General features: G+C 41.0%; 17 protein-coding genes and 1 tRNA gene. 2 read left to right on the top strand and 16 right to left on the bottom strand.

Annotated features, from left to right (window positions below; all coding sequences use genetic code 11):
* Positions 1-12: 12 nt before the first annotated feature.
* Positions 13-88 (top strand) — tRNA-Asn (locus BJN41_RS06900).
* Positions 89-369: 281 nt separating this feature from the next.
* Here the strand turns inward: BJN41_RS06900 and BJN41_RS06895 are convergent.
* From BJN41_RS06895 to BJN41_RS06845, 11 genes are all read right to left on the bottom strand, one after another.
* Positions 370-1,023 carry a tRNA-(ms[2]io[6]A)-hydroxylase gene (locus tag BJN41_RS06895; RefSeq protein WP_026438186.1) on the bottom strand — a complete coding sequence of 218 codons (654 nt, stop codon included), beginning with the start codon at positions 1,021-1,023 and terminating at the stop codon, positions 370-372.
* Positions 1,024-1,062: 39 nt separating this feature from the next.
* Entirely contained in the window at positions 1,063-1,788 is a 726-nt protein-coding gene (pdxJ, locus tag BJN41_RS06890; RefSeq protein WP_026438187.1) for a pyridoxine 5'-phosphate synthase, read from the bottom strand.
* 11 nt (positions 1,789-1,799) lie between these two features.
* Positions 1,800-2,513 (bottom strand): DNA repair protein RecO, encoded by a 714-nt coding sequence (gene recO / locus BJN41_RS06885; RefSeq protein ID WP_026438188.1) that lies wholly within the window; start codon positions 2,511-2,513, stop codon positions 1,800-1,802.
* A gap of 8 nt (positions 2,514-2,521) precedes the next feature.
* A complete protein-coding gene (locus BJN41_RS06880; protein WP_019837686.1) occupies positions 2,522-2,722 on the bottom strand; it encodes an NF038104 family lipoprotein in 201 nt (66 codons plus the stop codon).
* A 22-nt stretch (positions 2,723-2,744) separates the two neighbouring features.
* Complete coding sequence (era, locus tag BJN41_RS06875) at positions 2,745-3,773, bottom strand: GTPase Era (protein WP_004971721.1); 1,029 nt, start codon at positions 3,771-3,773, stop codon at positions 2,745-2,747.
* Complete coding sequence (gene rnc / locus BJN41_RS06870) at positions 3,770-4,471, bottom strand: ribonuclease III (RefSeq protein ID WP_026438189.1); 702 nt, start codon at positions 4,469-4,471, stop codon at positions 3,770-3,772. The genes era and rnc overlap by 4 nt, the downstream gene beginning before the upstream one ends.
* Positions 4,443-4,814: a DUF4845 domain-containing protein gene (locus tag BJN41_RS06865; RefSeq protein ID WP_019837688.1), complete on the bottom strand. Its 372-nt coding sequence runs from the start codon at positions 4,812-4,814 to the stop codon at positions 4,443-4,445. Before BJN41_RS06865 ends, rnc begins: the two co-directional genes overlap by 29 nt.
* A 24-nt stretch (positions 4,815-4,838) precedes the next feature.
* Positions 4,839-5,666, bottom strand: coding sequence for a signal peptidase I (gene lepB / locus BJN41_RS06860; RefSeq protein WP_019837689.1), 828 nt, complete (start codon positions 5,664-5,666; stop codon positions 4,839-4,841).
* Positions 5,667-5,686: 20 nt separating this feature from the next.
* The gene (gene lepA, locus BJN41_RS06855) at positions 5,687-7,504 is read right to left on the bottom strand and encodes a translation elongation factor 4 (protein WP_019837690.1); all 1,818 of its coding nucleotides are present in this window, start codon (positions 7,502-7,504) and stop codon (positions 5,687-5,689) included.
* A 269-nt stretch (positions 7,505-7,773) separates the two neighbouring features.
* A complete protein-coding gene (locus BJN41_RS06850) occupies positions 7,774-8,220 on the bottom strand; it encodes an acyl-CoA thioesterase (protein WP_019837691.1) in 447 nt (148 codons plus the stop codon).
* A 171-nt stretch (positions 8,221-8,391) separates the two neighbouring features.
* A complete protein-coding gene (locus BJN41_RS06845; protein ID WP_070154165.1) occupies positions 8,392-9,774 on the bottom strand; it encodes a Do family serine endopeptidase in 1,383 nt (460 codons plus the stop codon).
* A gap of 330 nt (positions 9,775-10,104) precedes the next feature.
* On the opposite strand from BJN41_RS06845, the gene nadB reads away from it, so the two are divergent.
* Positions 10,105-11,739 (top strand): L-aspartate oxidase, encoded by a 1,635-nt coding sequence (nadB, locus tag BJN41_RS06840; protein WP_167562400.1) that lies wholly within the window; start codon positions 10,105-10,107, stop codon positions 11,737-11,739.
* A gap of 178 nt (positions 11,740-11,917) precedes the next feature.
* On the opposite strand, the gene mtlD is transcribed toward nadB, so the two are convergent.
* The 5 genes from mtlD to pabC all read right to left on the bottom strand — a co-directional run bounded on the left by mtlD (position 11,918) and on the right by pabC (position 17,279).
* A complete protein-coding gene (gene mtlD / locus BJN41_RS06835) occupies positions 11,918-14,047 on the bottom strand; it encodes a bifunctional mannitol-1-phosphate dehydrogenase/phosphatase (RefSeq protein WP_070154163.1) in 2,130 nt (709 codons plus the stop codon).
* Positions 14,048-14,241: 194 nt separating this feature from the next.
* Positions 14,242-14,652: a PaaI family thioesterase gene (locus BJN41_RS06830; protein WP_004971730.1), complete on the bottom strand. Its 411-nt coding sequence runs from the start codon at positions 14,650-14,652 to the stop codon at positions 14,242-14,244.
* A gap of 125 nt (positions 14,653-14,777) precedes the next feature.
* Positions 14,778-15,386 carry a dTMP kinase gene (gene tmk / locus BJN41_RS06825; RefSeq protein WP_070154162.1) on the bottom strand — a complete coding sequence of 203 codons (609 nt, stop codon included), beginning with the start codon at positions 15,384-15,386 and terminating at the stop codon, positions 14,778-14,780.
* Positions 15,387-15,388: 2 nt separating this feature from the next.
* Positions 15,389-16,453: an endolytic transglycosylase MltG gene (gene mltG, locus BJN41_RS06820; RefSeq protein ID WP_070154161.1), complete on the bottom strand. Its 1,065-nt coding sequence runs from the start codon at positions 16,451-16,453 to the stop codon at positions 15,389-15,391.
* On the bottom strand, positions 16,446-17,279 hold the full coding sequence (pabC, locus tag BJN41_RS06815) for an aminodeoxychorismate lyase (RefSeq protein WP_019837698.1): 834 nt from the start codon (positions 17,277-17,279) through the stop codon (positions 16,446-16,448). The genes mltG and pabC overlap by 8 nt, the downstream gene beginning before the upstream one ends.
* Between the last annotated feature and the right edge of the window lie 115 nt (positions 17,280-17,394).

Raw genomic sequence — 17,394 nt, 5'->3', positions numbered from 1 at the left:
TCGCATTCAGATTCTCCCATAGCTCAGTCGGTAGAGCGACGGACTGTTAATCCGCAGGTCCCTGGTTCGAGCCCAGGTGGGAGAGCCAAATTCTAAAAAGCCCAAGCATAACGACTTGGGTTTTTTATTGCCTAAAATTTATGGATGATGTGGTCTGTAAATAACCAAGCAGCGATTCATGCCTTAATCGTTCAAAAAGATGAATGTAACTGTTTTGGGCAATTCAGCTTAATGTAATTCCTAATCTTAGCCTTGATCATTTCTAAGTGACTTAGGCAACAATCCACAATCAAAATACCTAAGCAATAACTTGATTGATAAAAAAACGGAACCGAAGTTCCGTTTTCTATCTTAGATCATCTACAAGTTTTAAGCGGCTTGCACAGGCACACCACTATGAAAACGGAACAGATCATCTGGACTTAAAATAAGATTCTTTTCCACTTCACGTATATGCTGAATTCGCCCCTGAATATCTTCTTCAGGGTTTTTCAGTTTTGCTGTTTTTGCTACATCCAAAGCCAGTGCCAAATAATCTTCATAATGCCGTGATTCTGATTTAAGCAAATAACGGTAATATTTTCCTAATTCTTCATCCACGAGTGGCGCAAGCGCATAAAAACGCTCGCATGAACGTGCTTCTACAAAGGCACCAATCACCAACACATCAATCAATGCTTCGGGTTCATAGGTGCGGATTTCTTTACGTAAACCACCTGCATAACGCCCTGCACTTAAACCTTGCCACGTTTGCCCACGCTTTGCCATAAACTCTAGCACCTGCTCATAATGCAACATTTCTTCGCGTACCAACTGTGCCAGTTTGACCTGCAAATCGGTAAAAAAGCTGTAACGAAACATCAAGTTCATGGCTGTGCCTGCTGCTTTTTTCTCACAGTTGGCGTGATCTTGCATCAAAATATCTAAATTATTTAATGCTTCATTCAACCATTCTTTAGGTGTTTCACAGCCTAAAAATGCTATTACAGGCTGCATCAATTCATCATAATTTATGCTGGACATAACGTTTCAAATTTTATCTTTCAATTTCAAATATACAGATTAACGCGCTGCATCAATCGCGGCTTTCATGCGTTTAACAGCCTGCTCCAATCCGACAAATACAGCATCACCAATTAAAGCATGACCAATATTTAACTCATGGATGTGTGGAATTGCGGCAATTGCACCTACATTATCCAAGTTCAAGCCATGCCCTGCATTAATCACTAAGCCACGGCTAGCTGCATATTCTACGCCCTGAACAATACGGGTCAATTCAGCTTGCTGTGCAGCTTCATTTTCTGCATTGGCATACGCGCCTGTATGAATTTCAATGGTCGGTGCACCACATGCAACGGCCGCATCAATTTGTGCAAGATCTGCATCAATAAACAGTGACACATCACAGCCAATTGCTGTTAATTCCTGAGTAGCGGCCTTAACTGCTGCAAAATTGCCTACTACATCCAAACCACCTTCAGTGGTTACTTCTTCACGGCGCTCAGGTACCAAACATACATGCTGTGGACGAATTTCCTTGGCAAACTCGATCATTTCTTCGGTGACTGCCATTTCCAAATTCATGCGGGTTTTCAACAACGGACGCATACGACGCACATCATCATCCTGAATATGACGACGATCTTCACGCAAATGCAAAGTAATCCCCTCTGCACCCGCCTGTTCACAAACTAATGCGGCCTTCACAGGGTCTGGATAGTTCGTGCCACGCGCTTGTCTTAAAGTTGCCACATGGTCAATATTGACACCGAGTAAAGCCATAATAGGTTCCTACATTACGCTTGGGTTTGAGAATTCTGAATCCACAATTGGCGACTTTTTAAAGGTCGATCACCCAACAGTGAACTAATCATTTGTCGATACAGCCGAGACAGTAATTGTAACTGCTCTGGGTTAAAATCCCTACCTTTTTCATAGTCGCACATACTGAGGATCTGTGCGCCAAGCAAATTGGCTCGTGAAGCTTGTGTAGTAGGGATAAAACCATCATTCAGTTGAAAATGATAATGTAGATTGGGCTGAATCGGCTCTTGATTCGCATCGACTGAAAAATCAATCGCATAGCCTAATTCTTCCAATAATGCATGTTCAAACTGACGTAAAATTTGTCTTAAAAATAGATTAGGATTTTCTTGACTAGATAAATGTTGTAAATGCGCCAAAGTCTGGTGATATTGCACAAAAGTTTCAGGCATTTCCACTTCGGCAGAACACAAGCGCAACACAATTTCATTTAAATAAAAGCCTGAAAAAAATGCATCACCAAAGAAAAAAACGGGTTGATTGACAATTTCCAGCTTAGTGAAATTTTTAAGGTCTGATTTTCCCGAAGCTTGTATGCGAATCGGTTGATATTGTGGCGGTGGCATTTGTCTTAAAATACCATCAACCCGCCCATGTTCGCGGGTAAACAAGTGCACAATATGGCTACGTTCGCGGTATTTTCGATGATGGATTAAATAACCATGCAAGATTTCATTACGCATGATAGCGTCAATTAATCCTGTTCTTTAGAGGATTCTTGTTTGGATTTTTCTTCGTCATCACCATCTGGAATGACAGCACCAACTACAGCAGCAGTGCCTTTCACCACACCCTTTGTAGTTTTGTAGGCAACTTTTACGGGAACTGTCACAACTTTGTGAATACAACCTTGCAAGACAAACATACATGCCACAATGGCCAACACTTTCATCATCACAGTTCCCTTTTCGTCAAACTTAGATATCGCTATATCCTAAGCTTTTTAATGCACGTTCATCATCAGACCAACCACCTTTGACTTTCACCCAAAGCGTCAGCATGATTTTTTGCTCGAACATTTTTTCCATGTCGACCCGTGCATCCATACCAATTTTTTTCAGCTTCGCGCCTTTTTCACCAATCACAATGGCTTTTTGACCAGAGCGATCTACAAAAATAGTGGCATCAATATAGGTACATGGTGCTTTCATACGACCCGTTTTTTCATTTAAAACCGCATCTTCAGTTTTAAATGATTCGATTTGCACGGTTAAATCGTAAGGCAGTTCTTCGCCCAATTGGCGCATGATCTTTTCACGGATAATTTCAGATGCCAAGAAACGTTCTGAACGGTCTGTGATTTGATCTAGCGAATACAACGGTGGCTGGAATGGCAAATAGCGTTCAATCGTGTCACGCAAATGATCTAGGTTCGCGCCGCGCAATGCCGATACAGGTACAATTTCGGCAAAGTTCATTAACTTGGCACGTTCTTGAATAATCGGCAAAGCCTGATTTTTATTCTCAAAAGTGTCGAGTTTGTTAATCACCAGAATCACTGGCATTTCTGCATTTTTCAGCTTTTCTAGGACTAACTCATCATTTTGCGTCCATTTTTGTGCATCCACCACAAACAAAACCAAATTCACATCGCGCAAAGCAGACGATGCAGCACGGTTCATCATTTTGTTGATGGCACGGACTTCTTTTTTATGCATCCCTGGTGTGTCTACAAACACAGCCTGAGATTTTTCACGTGAATCAATTCCCACAATTTTGTGACGTGTGGTTTGTGGCTTACGTGAAGTAATGGATAGTTTTTGACCTAACAAATGGTTCATGAGGGTTGATTTACCCACATTCGGGCGACCAACAATCGCAACAAAACCACTGCGGAAATCAGATGGAATTTCAGTTCCCTGACCACTAAAGAATTGGTTAATTAGGTCATTGGCGTCGTTATTCGACTCGTGATCAGCATCTACGTGATCGGAATGGATGGTCATTCAGACTTTTGCTCCAAAAATTTTAAAATATCTGCCGCAACTGCCTGCTCGGCAAAGCGACGGCTTGAACCTTCACCCTTCATTACAGGCAAGCTATCGACTCGGCATTCCACAATGAAATGCTGATTCGGGGCATCACCCTGAATATCTACAACCTCGTAAACTGGGAGAGGTTTTTTACGTGCTTGTAAATATTCTTGTAAACGTGATTTAGGGTCTTTGAGTTGATCGGTTGGCTCAATATGATCTAAATAAGGGCTGTACCATTTTAGCACAATCGTTTGCAGTAAATTTAAATCACCGCTATCGACATATATGGCGCCAATAATCGCTTCTACGGTATCTGCCAGTATAGACTCACGATGATGACCGCCAGATTTCAATTCCCCTGTACTGAGAATTAAATTTTGGCTGAGCTTTAAATCATTGGCGATTTTGCCTAAGGCTTCCTGACGAACCAAGGTTGCCCGCATACGCGTTAAACGACCTTCATTTTCGTGAGGATAGGCCTCATATAAATAATTGGCGATAATCATGCCCAATAATGAATCGCCTAGAAATTCCAAACGTTCATAATTGTGTTTATGACTCACCGAACGGTGAGTCAAAGCCATTTTAAGCAATTCAGGTTGCTTAAACTGATAACCGATTCGGTTGGCTAGACGGGTCTCATTTAGCTTGGACTGAGCTTTGATCAAAACTTTTCTCGAATTTCATTACAATATCAATATTCAATAAGAAAGGTTTTCTTATTTCATATTCTTTTTTCACTTGCAGACCATCAACATTCGTGACTTGAGCAACATCTGCAAATTTAATATCGCGAATGTTGTTCATACTTAAACGTTTGTCCATTTCACCAATAAATTTTTGTGGTGATAGATTTTTTGGCCCATTTAACAATTGTTCTTCAATTTGATTGTCCAACATTCGATCATCGAAATATGGTCCCCAAACTGCAACTGCTACTTTTGCCATAAATGCAAAACCAATAATTGCAATTAAAATTGCAATATAAGATGCCCCTTGTTGATGACGCATTTTTTATTTTCCTAATCTGCTGTATTAATCAATTTTGCCGTTACGACTAAATGACGGCAAATTAAACCCAGGTTCTTTATGCATCCAAATATAGAATGCACGACCTGTTAGGTTTTCCTCTGGTACAAAGCCCCAAAATCGACTGTCAGCACTTTGATCGCGGTTATCCCCCATCGCGAAGTAATGACCGTCAGGTACTTTGACTTCCCAATATAAACCATTTTCTGCTGAATATTTACCATTGTCTACATAGTTCAGGAATGGTGCCTGACGTGCCACGTTGACACCTTCAAGTTCGCGCATGGTAAATGTATGCGTGCCTAAAGTTTCCTGATGGTAAATTGATGTAGGTGTATCTAAACTGTCTTTTTCACGGCTAAATTGGATTGGAGTTTTTGTTACTTTTTTACCATTGATGCTTAACTGACCATGGTCATAAACAATATGATCACCTGGTAAACCGACAATACGCTTAATATAGCTAATGCTTGGTTGTGGTGGATAACGGAACACCGCAACCTCACCACGTTCAGGCGAACCCACATCTATAATTTTGCTGTTGATAATTGGCAAACGCACACCGTATTCAAACTTGTTCACCAAAATAAAATCCCCCGTTTCTAAAGTTGGCACCATAGAATCTGACGGAATATTGAATGGTTCATACAGGAATGAACGCAGTACCATGACCACTGCCAAAACAGGCCAAAAATCATACGCCCATGTGATGATGAAGTTTTCATTGCCTCGTCCTTTGGTTGCTCTTTGCTTAAATACAAATTTATCGAGCAGCCACACCACAATAAAAAACAATGTGGCAGGAACGAGAATCAAATTAAAATCAAAATCCATGGGTTTTTATCCTTATAATTTTAGCGTTCGACTTTGAGTACGGCCAAGAAAGCTTCTTGCGGGATTTCAACACTTCCCACTTGCTTCATACGTTTCTTMCCTTCTTTTTGCTTGGCAAGTAGTTTCTTTTTACGAGAAACGTCACCGCCATAGCACTTCGCAAGTACGTTTTTACGCATCGCTTTCACAGTTGAACGTGCAATAATTTGCGCACCAATTGCAGCCTGAATAGCCACATCAAACATTTGACGCGGAATCAAGTCTTTCATTTTTTCAACCAAGGCAATACCACGGTGACGTGCATCTTGACGGTGGCAAATCATCGCCAAGGCATCAACTTTTTCACCGTTAATTAGTACGTCTACTTTAACTAAAGATGAACTTTCAAAACGAACAAAGTTATAATCTAAGGATGCAAAACCACGTGAACATGACTTCAATTTGTCAAAGAAGTCCATCACGACTTCCGCCATTGGAATTTCAAAAGTAATGGATACTTGGTTACCCAAGAATTTCATATCCTTTTGCACACCACGACGCTCAATACATAAGGTCATGACATTACCCAAGTATTCTTGTGGCACTAAAATATGACATTCTGCAATCGGTTCACGCAAATCTTCTACAGTTGAACCATCAGGCATTTTAGAAGGACTGTCGATATAAATTGTTTCGCCATTTTTCATCACGGCTTCATAAATAACCGTTGGTGCCGATGAAATCAGGTCTAAGTCGTACTCACGCTCTAAACGCTCTTGTACGATTTCCATGTGCAACATGCCCAAGAAACCACAACGGAAACCAAAGCCTAAAGCATCTGAACTTTCAGGTTCAAAGAACAAAGCTGAGTCGTTAATTTGTAGTTTGTGCAATGCTTCACGGAACGGTTCAAAGTCACTAGCATCAATTGGGAATAAACCTGCATAAACCTGCGGCTTAACTTTTTTAAAGCCTGGTAAGGTTTCTACTTCTGGTGTCGTTGCGAGTGTAATGGTATCGCCCACGGGCGCACCAAAAATATCTTTAATACCCGCAATAACAAAGCCAACTTCGCCTGCTTCCAAAATACCTGTTTCGGTATGTTTTGGATTAAAAATACCAACTGAGGTAATAATGTGCGTTTGACCTGTCGATTTCATCAACATTTTATCGCCTTTACGCACACGACCTTGCTTGATACGTACTAACGACACAACGCCTAGATAGTTATCAAACCATGAATCAATAATTAAGGCTTGCAAGGGCGCATCACGATCACCTTGTGGTGCAGGAATGACACTCACCAAGGTTTCTAATACATTGTCGATGCCTAAACCAGTTTTAGCCGAACAGGTGGGTGCATCTTGCGCTTCGATACCAATAATTTCTTCAATTTCATGAATCACGCGCTCAGGTTCTGCCTGTGGTAAATCAATTTTATTCAGTACAGGTAAAACTTCTAAGCCTTGCTCGATTGCGGTATAGCAGTTTGCAACAGATTGTGCTTCCACCCCTTGTGCCGCATCAACCACCAATAGCGCACCTTCACAAGCTGCCAAAGAACGTGAGACTTCATAGGAAAAGTCGACGTGTCCTGGGGTGTCAATGAAGTTTAATTGGTATTCCTGACCATTTGGATGGTTGTAGTACAAAGTCACCGAGGTGGCTTTAATGGTAATCCCACGCTCACGCTCAAGCTCCATAGAATCCAACACCTGCGCTTGCATCTCACGATCTTGTAGACCGCCACAGGTTTGAATGAAACGATCTGCCAGAGTCGATTTACCATGATCGATGTGCGCAATGATCGAAAAGTTACGGATGTTTTTAATATCAACAGATTTTTTAGCTTGCGCCATGGGTTACCTTAAAAAATAACACGCCCTGCACCTTAAAATTCATGCAGAGCAAAAGCCGAATAGAAATTGCGAAGGATTATAGCAGATGGATTTTTCAATGTATCCATAATAATGAGTTCCTTTTGCTGCCCTTTAGTTTTTTCTTTTTATACAGCAGACTTAGACGTTTTATGTGTAGATTTAAATACTTTATGAATCTTAAAAACCTCAAGATATAACGAATCGTAATACCCAACTAGAGCACACTCGGTACTTAACTTATCTCTCGACTAATCATAAGCACTAAAATCTAAAGGATTAACATCTGCAGCCAGTGGCTGATAAGCTTGCGTAAAGGTAGGTGACATACGCTTTGGACGGCCTGTGGCAATTTCCACACATGCCCATTGTGTGCTACCCATAAATAACAGGCTTTTATCTTGCGGGCGATAAAATGCATACTGACGAAATGAATACAGCGCATTCAAATCACTGAGCCACGTTCGTAAAATCAGCTCCTCTCCTTCGAGAGCTGCTTTACGGTATTGCACATGGTGTTCTACAGCGACCATGGCATGTTTCAGCTTCAAATATTCTTGTACACCTAAACCTAGCTGCTCTATATGCGCCGATGCCACATCTTGCATCCATTGCACATAAACCACGTTATTCACATGACCCAAAATATCTATATGTTCTGGCTGTACGGTGATTTTTAAATCAAATATGCTACTCATGTCATCCTTTTAACTAAACGGTCATGTCGGTCTAGTCTAACAAAAATGCAGAGTTACATAAAAAAGTCGCCCTAATTCCAGAGCGACTTTCTTAAAATATGTGACTATCTAAAGTTTAGTAAAATTCTAAATTTTAGTTTAATTCACTATTTGATCTCATGCTGCATCAGCTTATTGAATACGCATGCCAATAATCGCACGTTGTCCTTGACGAATAATCACCACACGTGCAATAGCACCTTGTTTCAAGGTAGATACTGTTTCAACAAATTGGTTGGCATTTTGGATAGTGGTGTTATTCAATTGCACAATGACATCGCCTGGCATAATACGCGCCTGAGCAGCCGAGCCACCACGACGCACTTCCTGAATCAACACACCGCCTTTAATATCTAATTGGCGTTGTTCTGCRACACTTAAATCGCGAATTGACACCCCTAAAACAGGGCCTTTAGCTGCTGTATCAGGGTTATTTTTGGCAGGAGTGTCATCAGGAGCTGTGCTCACAGTAGCAGTAATATTACGGCGTTTATCATCACGTAATACTTCAAGCTGAATACTTTGATTGGGCACTGAGCGGTTTAAATAGTTCAACAATTCAGAGGTTCTGGAAATAGCTGTGCCGTTGTATTTAAGAATCACATCCCCTGCACGCAAACCTGCACGTGCAGCAGGTGAATTTGGTGCAACTTGAGTAATTAATGACCCTTCAGGTTTACTGAGTTTATAAGATTCTGCCAGATTGCGATCAATATCTTGCAAACTCACCCCTAAATAAGAGCGGGTCACTTTACCATTTCGTTTTAACTGATCGGCCACGTCCATTGCTACATCAATAGGAATAGAGAATGACAACCCCATATAACCACCCGTACCACTAAAAATACGGGAGTTCACGCCCACAACCTCACCACGCTGGTTGAACAGTGGCCCACCTGAGTTACCTGGGTTTAAAGCTACATCGGTCTGAATAAAGGGTACTGAGGTTTCACCCATCATATTCCGCATTTTTGCACTAACAATCCCTGCCGATGCAGAATAGTCAAATCCAAATGGAGACCCAATTGCAAGTACAGGCTCACCCACACGCAATTGATCGACATTGCCTGTACGCAACTCTGGGAAACTCACACCTTGCACTTTTAATAAAGCGACATCGGTACGTTCATCACTGCCCACCACAGTTGCATCTAATTCACGGCGGTCATTCAGTACAATTGTAACTTTTGAAGCATCTTCCACCACGTGGTGGTTCGTTAAAAGGTATCCATCTTTACTAATAAAAAATGCACTGCCATAACCTGTTTTTTCTTGTGGCAATTGTTGTTGTGGAATAATGACTTGATTGCCAAAAAAACGGCGTAAAATTTCTGGAACTTGTTGTTGTAAGAGTTCTTCCTGACTCATTTTTTTGACCACATTGACACTCACAACAGCAGGACTCACCTGCTCAACCAAATTAGAAAAGTCTACTGGTGGTGCTGCTTGAGTCTGCACAGTTGCCATAGTAAAAACAGCCGCATATAAACCTTTTTTTAAATTGCGATTTTTCATAAATAGCATTCACTCAATAATAATTATGACTTTGAACCCATCTTATTTATCACAAAATTACTCGGTTTTGCGTAATAAAATGTTGAATCTTTTCAGTTTCAGCTTTTAGTTTATTGCAATTAAATCAGTTTGATGAGATTGAATATTTAACCATGCTGAATCTGACTTAAAGCTCAACATCTGAAATAGATTGGACAAAATTGTCATAAAAGTTGGAATATTCCATAAAAGTTTCCCGTTTATTCTTTTTTTTCATTATTCATGCCCACTTCGCACTTGCGTTTTTCTGCAAAAAGGGGTGTCATTATCCAACTTTTTTCAAATTAGCTGATGGACATGTCTAATTTAAACACAACACATCAATTTGATGTGATTATTGTGGGAAGTGGTGGTGCAGGTTTGAGTTTAGCGCTCTCATTACCCCAGCATTTCAAAATCGCCGTTTTGGCAAAATCTACCCTCACTGAAGCCAGCACCTTCTATGCGCAAGGTGGTGTTGCTGCAGTCCTTGATGAAACCGACTCAATTGAACAACATATAGATGACACCATGATTGCAGGTGCACATTTATGTGAAATTGACGCCGTAAAACAAACGGTGGAAGGCGGTAAACCTTCGGTAGATTTTCTGCTCAAACATGGTGTGCAGTTTACCTTAGACGAACAAGAGCAATTGCATTTAACCCGTGAAGGTGGCCATTCTCAGCGCCGTATTATTCACGCTGCCGATGCAACAGGTCGTGCAATTTCCATGACTTTGGTGCAACGTGCTCAAGAACAGCAAAACATCACGATATTTGAAAACTATATTGCCATTGACCTGATTACCTCACAAAAGCTTGGTTTAAACGAAGCTAATCGCTCATTGGGCTTATATGCACTAGATGAAAGTACTCAAAAAGTACATACCTTCCTTGCTCCATTTACTGCACTTGCCTGCGGCGGCGCAATGAAAGCCTACCTTTACACATCAAACCCAGACATTGCGACGGGCGATGGTATGGCCATGGCATACCGTGCAGGTTGCCGTGTAGCCAATATGGAATTTAACCAGTTCCATCCAACCTGTTTGTATCATCCTCAGGCGCGTTCTTTTTTAATTACTGAAGCCATGCGTGGTGAAGGTGCATATTTACGTTTACCTGATGGCGAACGCTTTATGCTGCGTTTTGATGAGCGTGCAGAATTGGCACCACGTGACATTGTCGCACGTGCAATTGACTATGAAATCAAACGCTTAGGTATACGTCATGTGTGGTTAGACATCACTCATAAACCTGCAGAATTTGTAAAGGAACACTTCCCAACGCTGTATGCACGTTTACTGGAATTAGGTATTGATATAACCACTGATATGATTCCTGTTGTACCTGCTGCCCACTACACTTGTGGCGGGGTGATGGTCAATGAACATAGCCAAACCGATATTGCAGGTTTATATGCGATTGGTGAAACTTCTTATACAGGTTTGCATGGCGCTAACCGTATGGCAAGTAACTCTCTTTTAGAATGTTTTGTCTATGGAATGGCGGCCGCCAAACATATTGAAGCCCATTACACCGCAGATTATAGCTCGCCTGAAGTCCCTGCTTGGGATGACTCTCAAGTCACTAACCCTGATGAAGATGTGGTGATTTTACAAAACTGGGATGAGCTACGCGCAACCATGTGGAACTATGTCGGCATAGTACGCACCACCAAGCGTTTAGAGCGTGCCTTGCACCGTATTGAAATGCTAAAACGTGAAATCACCGAGTATTATCAGGACTATCAAGTCAGTAAAAACTTGATTGAGCTGCGTAATTTGGTTCTGGTTTCTGAAATGATTGTGCGCTGTGCCATGCAACGCAAAGAATCGCGTGGTTTACACTTCACGCTAGATTATCCTGAACTCGCACCTGAATTGCGTAAGACTGTGCTTATTCCACCAAATTTCCAAGTGGAAACCCCATTGGTGAATGAGTGATCTGATTGCTTGTTACACAACAGCATTTGCATAAAAGTATCTGTGAATAAAGTGCATTTGAATTCTAATGCAAGAAAGCACCGAATCGTGTTCCATAACACGATTCGGTATTTTATCATTTTGAATATGATGACGTTAACTTACTAAACCTCCCCCCAAGAATTCATCAAGTTGAGTTTTAGATTACGGCTGCAACTTGAGTACCATCTTGAATAAATGCTTCTAAGCGAACTTGACCAGCCAATAGTTGCTGTAATTGGTGGCTAATTATGTACTGCGATTGCTGCCGTGTCTGTTCGTCTATAGGCGCATTTTGCAATTGTTTTGACAAATGCTGTAATGCTGCTTGAGCCCCCAACTGCTGCATTTTAATTGCATACAGATAGCCCAACACCACTCCTTTCTGCACATAATTTGCAGCTAAATCATGCTGCAGATGATAAATCAAAGCACCCATCACCCGTTCATTGGCTGAGAGTTTACGCAAAGGGTCACGTGCCACACGCTGACACGGGTCTTTATAGGCATGTTCACATGAGTCCAGAAAGCTCTGTGCCAGATGCTTTAAGTTTTGCTGACGATGCGGCAACTGTGCAGCTAATCCCAACGCTACTTGTGCCGAAACAGCGCGGGTAAAATCTGCAACCAATGGGTCTGCCATTGCGACACCAATACTGTTATGCCCTATTAAACTGGATAACCAAGCCATCATGGCATGTACACCATTCCATAAACGATTTTTAATGAGTTGGATTTCGGCAATATCATCTACCAAAATCATTTGACGCATGTGTTGCAATAATGGACTGGCATTTTCCACATAAATAGGCATGTCACTTTCAGCATGAAATAAAATTAAATCCATACTTTGCAAAATGTGACTGGGCTGAAAATTGCGTCTTAAATCTTCTACATATAAGGTGGCTTGACGCTCTTGCTCAGGCTGCAATCGAGTATTATCTTCAATTTCAATTGGCTCTGCTTCGTCATCCAACTGAAATTGCTTAAAAATATTATACTTGATGCGTAATTGGCGATATAAGTTTTGATCGCTTAATTTAGAGACCATTCTATTTACGACAGTATCGCAAAAATAATGCTGCGCCATAATTTTGGCTGCCGTATCGGGATCCAACAACGTCTCTAACGCCTGATGAATATGCGTCATCAAGAGCTGTTTTGCCCCAACTTTATTTAAAATTACCAAAATAGTTAAAGGCTGATGGAGTTCAACTTGCGCTATAAAACGGGCATATAAGCCCTGCGCAATTACTTTAGCCTCTTGCTGTAAAGCATGTTCAGGCAAACATAATGCAATTAGGCTCGACTCCACATACATTTGCTGCATCTGCTGCAAGTTCTCCGCATCAATGATGTGCATATTTTCAATTCGTTCATCATAAGAACATTGTCCATAACGAATTGAATACGTTCCAAAGGCGTTTACTGCAGAACGATATAAGGTATTCCGTGTAGAAGCATAAATACGTTTAGGACGGGTATAGCCATCCCAGTGCGATAAAATTTGGGCCAAATAGCCCCCACCTATTGCACCAAAACCATGAATCCCCACACTCAACTGATTTAAAGTTTGCGGGAAGGCCTCTTGTAAACTCGGCATTTCCAATACAGGAATAACTTGATTTAAGTCATCTAAATAAGCTTGCATACTTGCGTAATAATGCTGCGTGAGTGACAACATATTAGCATTAGGTTTTTTTATATCCCGAAATAGTATGGTTATGCCATCCGCTGCATGTGCAGATTTGATTCCATTTTCAGAATCTTCCAGCATGAAACATTCGCTAGGTTCTAGATTAATTTTTTGTGCGGCTGTTATAAAAATTTCAGGATGTGGCTTGCCCTGTTGCACCTCATCGCCACAAACTAATACATCAAAAAACTTATAGACATTGGCATTAATCAAATATTCTTCGGCAATGGCACGACGACTAGACGTAGCAACCGCCATTCTCAAGCCAGACTTTCGTAACCGCTCTAATACCTGCAACAAACCTTTTTTAATGGGCACACCAAAATTGCGCACACTTTCTAGTTCTAGTTCATCAGCACGCTGACGGATCTCACGGTAAGGAATGTCTGCACCATATTCTGCTTGCGCCAGTTGTTCAGCGCTCTTTGCACTCAAACCCAAACATTGCATGAGGTATACGTCTGAAAATTCAACGCCAATGAGCTCCTGAGATGCCTGCTTCAATGTTTGAAACCGTAATCGTTCAGTATCAAACATTGTTCCATCCATATCAAAGATTGCTCCATGAACAATATTGTTCTTAAATTTAAGCATTTAGCTCCCTTGTTTTATCACTTACGGGTTGCTAGCTTAGACAAAAACAGATTTGATCTATATGAAAAACATAAAATGAAATATTTGTGATTATTTTTTAACCAATCAAACCCTGATTTTCATGTGGTATGTGTACATATGTAACCACATGGTAAATATAAGTAACTAAAATTAAGATAAAGCTGACTTTATTCTCAGCCAATCTGTGGAATCGAATACGTCCCTGTGACATGCGCCACGGCATCATCTACACCTTCGGAATATACCCAAACCTCACCGACCACGAGGTTTTTACCTACTTTCATTAAGCGACATTCACCACGTAAATTGCGCCCTGCTGCGGGCTTGCGTAAAAAGTTGATGTTTAAATTGCTGGTCACCGCCAAAGCCACCAAACCCAACTCCCCTAAAATGGCGATATAAAGTGCATAGTCTGCAACAGTCATCATGGTCGGTCCCGATACCGTACCACCTGGGCGTAAATCACGTTCATCGATGTGATAATTTACCAATGCGCCACGTGGCGTGATGGACACAATTTCACATTTTTCCAAACTTTGCGGAAACTCTACTTTTAAAAATTCAATAATTTCTTCTTTGGTCATACTTAATATTCACTATTTAAAAAAATATTCTAAAGCGTTTCCACTATAGAAGATTTTTCCATTCAATCAAATGTCTAACTACAACCCAATGGCTTGTTATGCTTTTTTGTATATGCCTTTGCGTTTTATGCTTTCGCTTGCAAATAGTGCATCGCTTGTGCAAATACTTGATCTGGACTTTGTGTTGCATCTAAACGCTTCACTCGCTCAGGATGCCGCTCCCATAAAGTTTGATAGCCGCCTCTTACCTTCTCAAAGAAAGTAGCTTTTTCTTGTTCAAAGCGGTCTAACTCACCCCGAGCACGTGCACGGGTCATACCCAGCTCAATTGGGGCATCCAACCAGAAAGTTAAGTCAGGCATACGTGCCACAAAATGGCTATTCAGCATGTTCAACTTCGCTACGCTTAAACCACGGCCAGCACATTGGTAGGCAAAACTGGCATCACTAAAACGGTCGCATAACACAGTTTTACCTGCAGCAAGTGCAGGTAAAATCACCTGATCTAAATGCTGTGCACGTGCGGCATACATCAACAACAGCTCTGTGTCGGAACACATTTTTTCTTCATGCTTAACGCTAAGTAACAAATTACGAATTTGCTCAGCCATAGCTGTGCCACCTGGTTCACGGGTGAGTACCACAGACTGGCCTTGTGCCGTAAGATAATCGTGAATACGTTGAATCAGTGTGGTTTTACCTACACCTTCGGTGCCTTCAAAACTAATAAACATACTTATTCCCCTGACTTTTTGGCACGTATTACGCTTAAATATTCTTGTACGGCGCGGTTATGATCTTGCAAATTGGTGCTAAATTTATGTCCACCATTACCTGTCGCGACAAAATAAATATTGTCAGACTGATCTGGATGCATGGCCGCTTCAATGGCTTTTTGACTTGGCAAAGCAATTGGTGTTGGCGTTAAGCCACTCATGGTATAGGTGTTGTATGGCGTTGGAGTGCGTAAATCCTTACGGGTAATATTGCCCTGATAACGATCTCCCATACCATAAATAACGGTTGGGTCAGTCTGTAAACGCATACCCAGTTTTAAACGACGTACAAACACACCTGAAACTTGCTCTAATTCAGCATCAACATTGGTTTCTTTTTCAATAATAGATGCCATGATTAAAGCTTCATATTTATTTTTATAGGGCAAATCTGCTGCACGATTATTCCAAGCATCATCCAATGATTTCATTTGATGCTGATACAGATCGGTTAAAATTTTACGGTCAGTTTCACCTTTGGCAAAGAAATAGGTATTCGGCGCAAATAAACCTTCGGGATGTGTAAAAGGAATATTTAAAGCTTTGAGCATTTGATCATACGGCAAATGCGACACTTCTTTAGTGACCAGCTCATCTTTCTTTAACGCATCAATCAATTGTTTAAAGGTCGTACCTTCGATCACCAAAATACGGTTCATTTGTGCATTTTCAGCATTGGCGATCATTTCCAAAACCTGACGTACACTCATGCCCTGACGGACTTCATACACGCCTTTTTTCATGCTGTCGTGAATCATCACCCGTTGATAGAGTTTTAAAACAATTGGAAAATTCACATGATCTTGTTCTGCCAAACGGTCAATAAAACGTGAGTAAGTATCACCATCATTAATCGCCAATAATTGTTTTTTTCCTTCAACTGGATAATCTTTAAATAAGCTGGACCATAAGATCATGCCAATGACCAAAAACAGTCCGAGTACAAAAATAAGCGCACCCTGAATAGCACGCTTAGACCATATAGGTTTGGTTTTCTTTTTAGATTTTGATGGACGCTTAGACATAAGAATGAATCTGATTCAGTTGAAGTTGCTTAAATAGTTCCACACACGGCTGCACATCTAAAACCTGCTGCCCTAAATGGCTGACAATTTTCATGGGCGTTAAGGCATTACAGAAAAACAGACTTTGAATCTGCGCAATTTCCGAAACATGAACATCACGCTGTTCACAATGCAAATTCTGTTGTTGCATGCGCGATAAAATTTCTGCCCGCATGACACCGTGCACGCCATTATAACCAAGTTGCGGGGTAATCCATGTATTGTTTATACGAATGAAACAATTACTACTCACACCTTCAACCACACTGCCCTGTACATCAGTAACCAAAGCTTCTGTCCAGCCTTTTTGATCGGCTTCTTGTTTGAGCAATACCTGTTCAAGTCGGTTTAGACTTTTCAGCCCAACTAAATTCGGCATGCTTAGTCCAATCGCTTGTGCCAAGATGCCACTTTGAATGATGTCATAATGATATGCCGTATCTAAAGCCGCTTGTACTTGTGGATAGAAAAACACCCAAACATCGGCAGGATGATCAGGCAAGCTGTAGCCACGCTGCCCCACACCACGACTTAAAACAATCTTCAAAGTACCATTTAACTCGCCATGCGCCTGCTTTAAAAGTGTCAGCGTTTCAGTGATTAACTCAAGATTGGCATTTAAAGAAAGTTGGCGATTGGCATATTGCAAACGCGCCAAATGGCGGTCAAATAATTCAATTTGATTTTGGCGAAAACGTGCAGTGCTAAAGCATCCATCACCATAATGAAACGCGCGATCTAACACATGAATCTGCTCGGTAGGCTTGGCATTTTTATAACACTGCATGGAAGAAGTACTCGTTATTTATCTCTAAATATAGAAAACAATGAAGAAATTTATATTTATCATTTACTGATATTCACCGCATTTTAAATTATTTTTTCAGCAAATAGACTACCGA

Origin of the sequence: Acinetobacter towneri (assembly GCF_001758345.1) — a bacterium.
In the GTDB taxonomy this organism is placed as follows: Bacteria; Pseudomonadota; Gammaproteobacteria; order Pseudomonadales; family Moraxellaceae; genus Acinetobacter; species Acinetobacter towneri_A.
The sequence above is the reverse complement of the archived record's forward strand: the minus strand, read 5'-3'. Positions and strand labels throughout refer to the sequence as shown.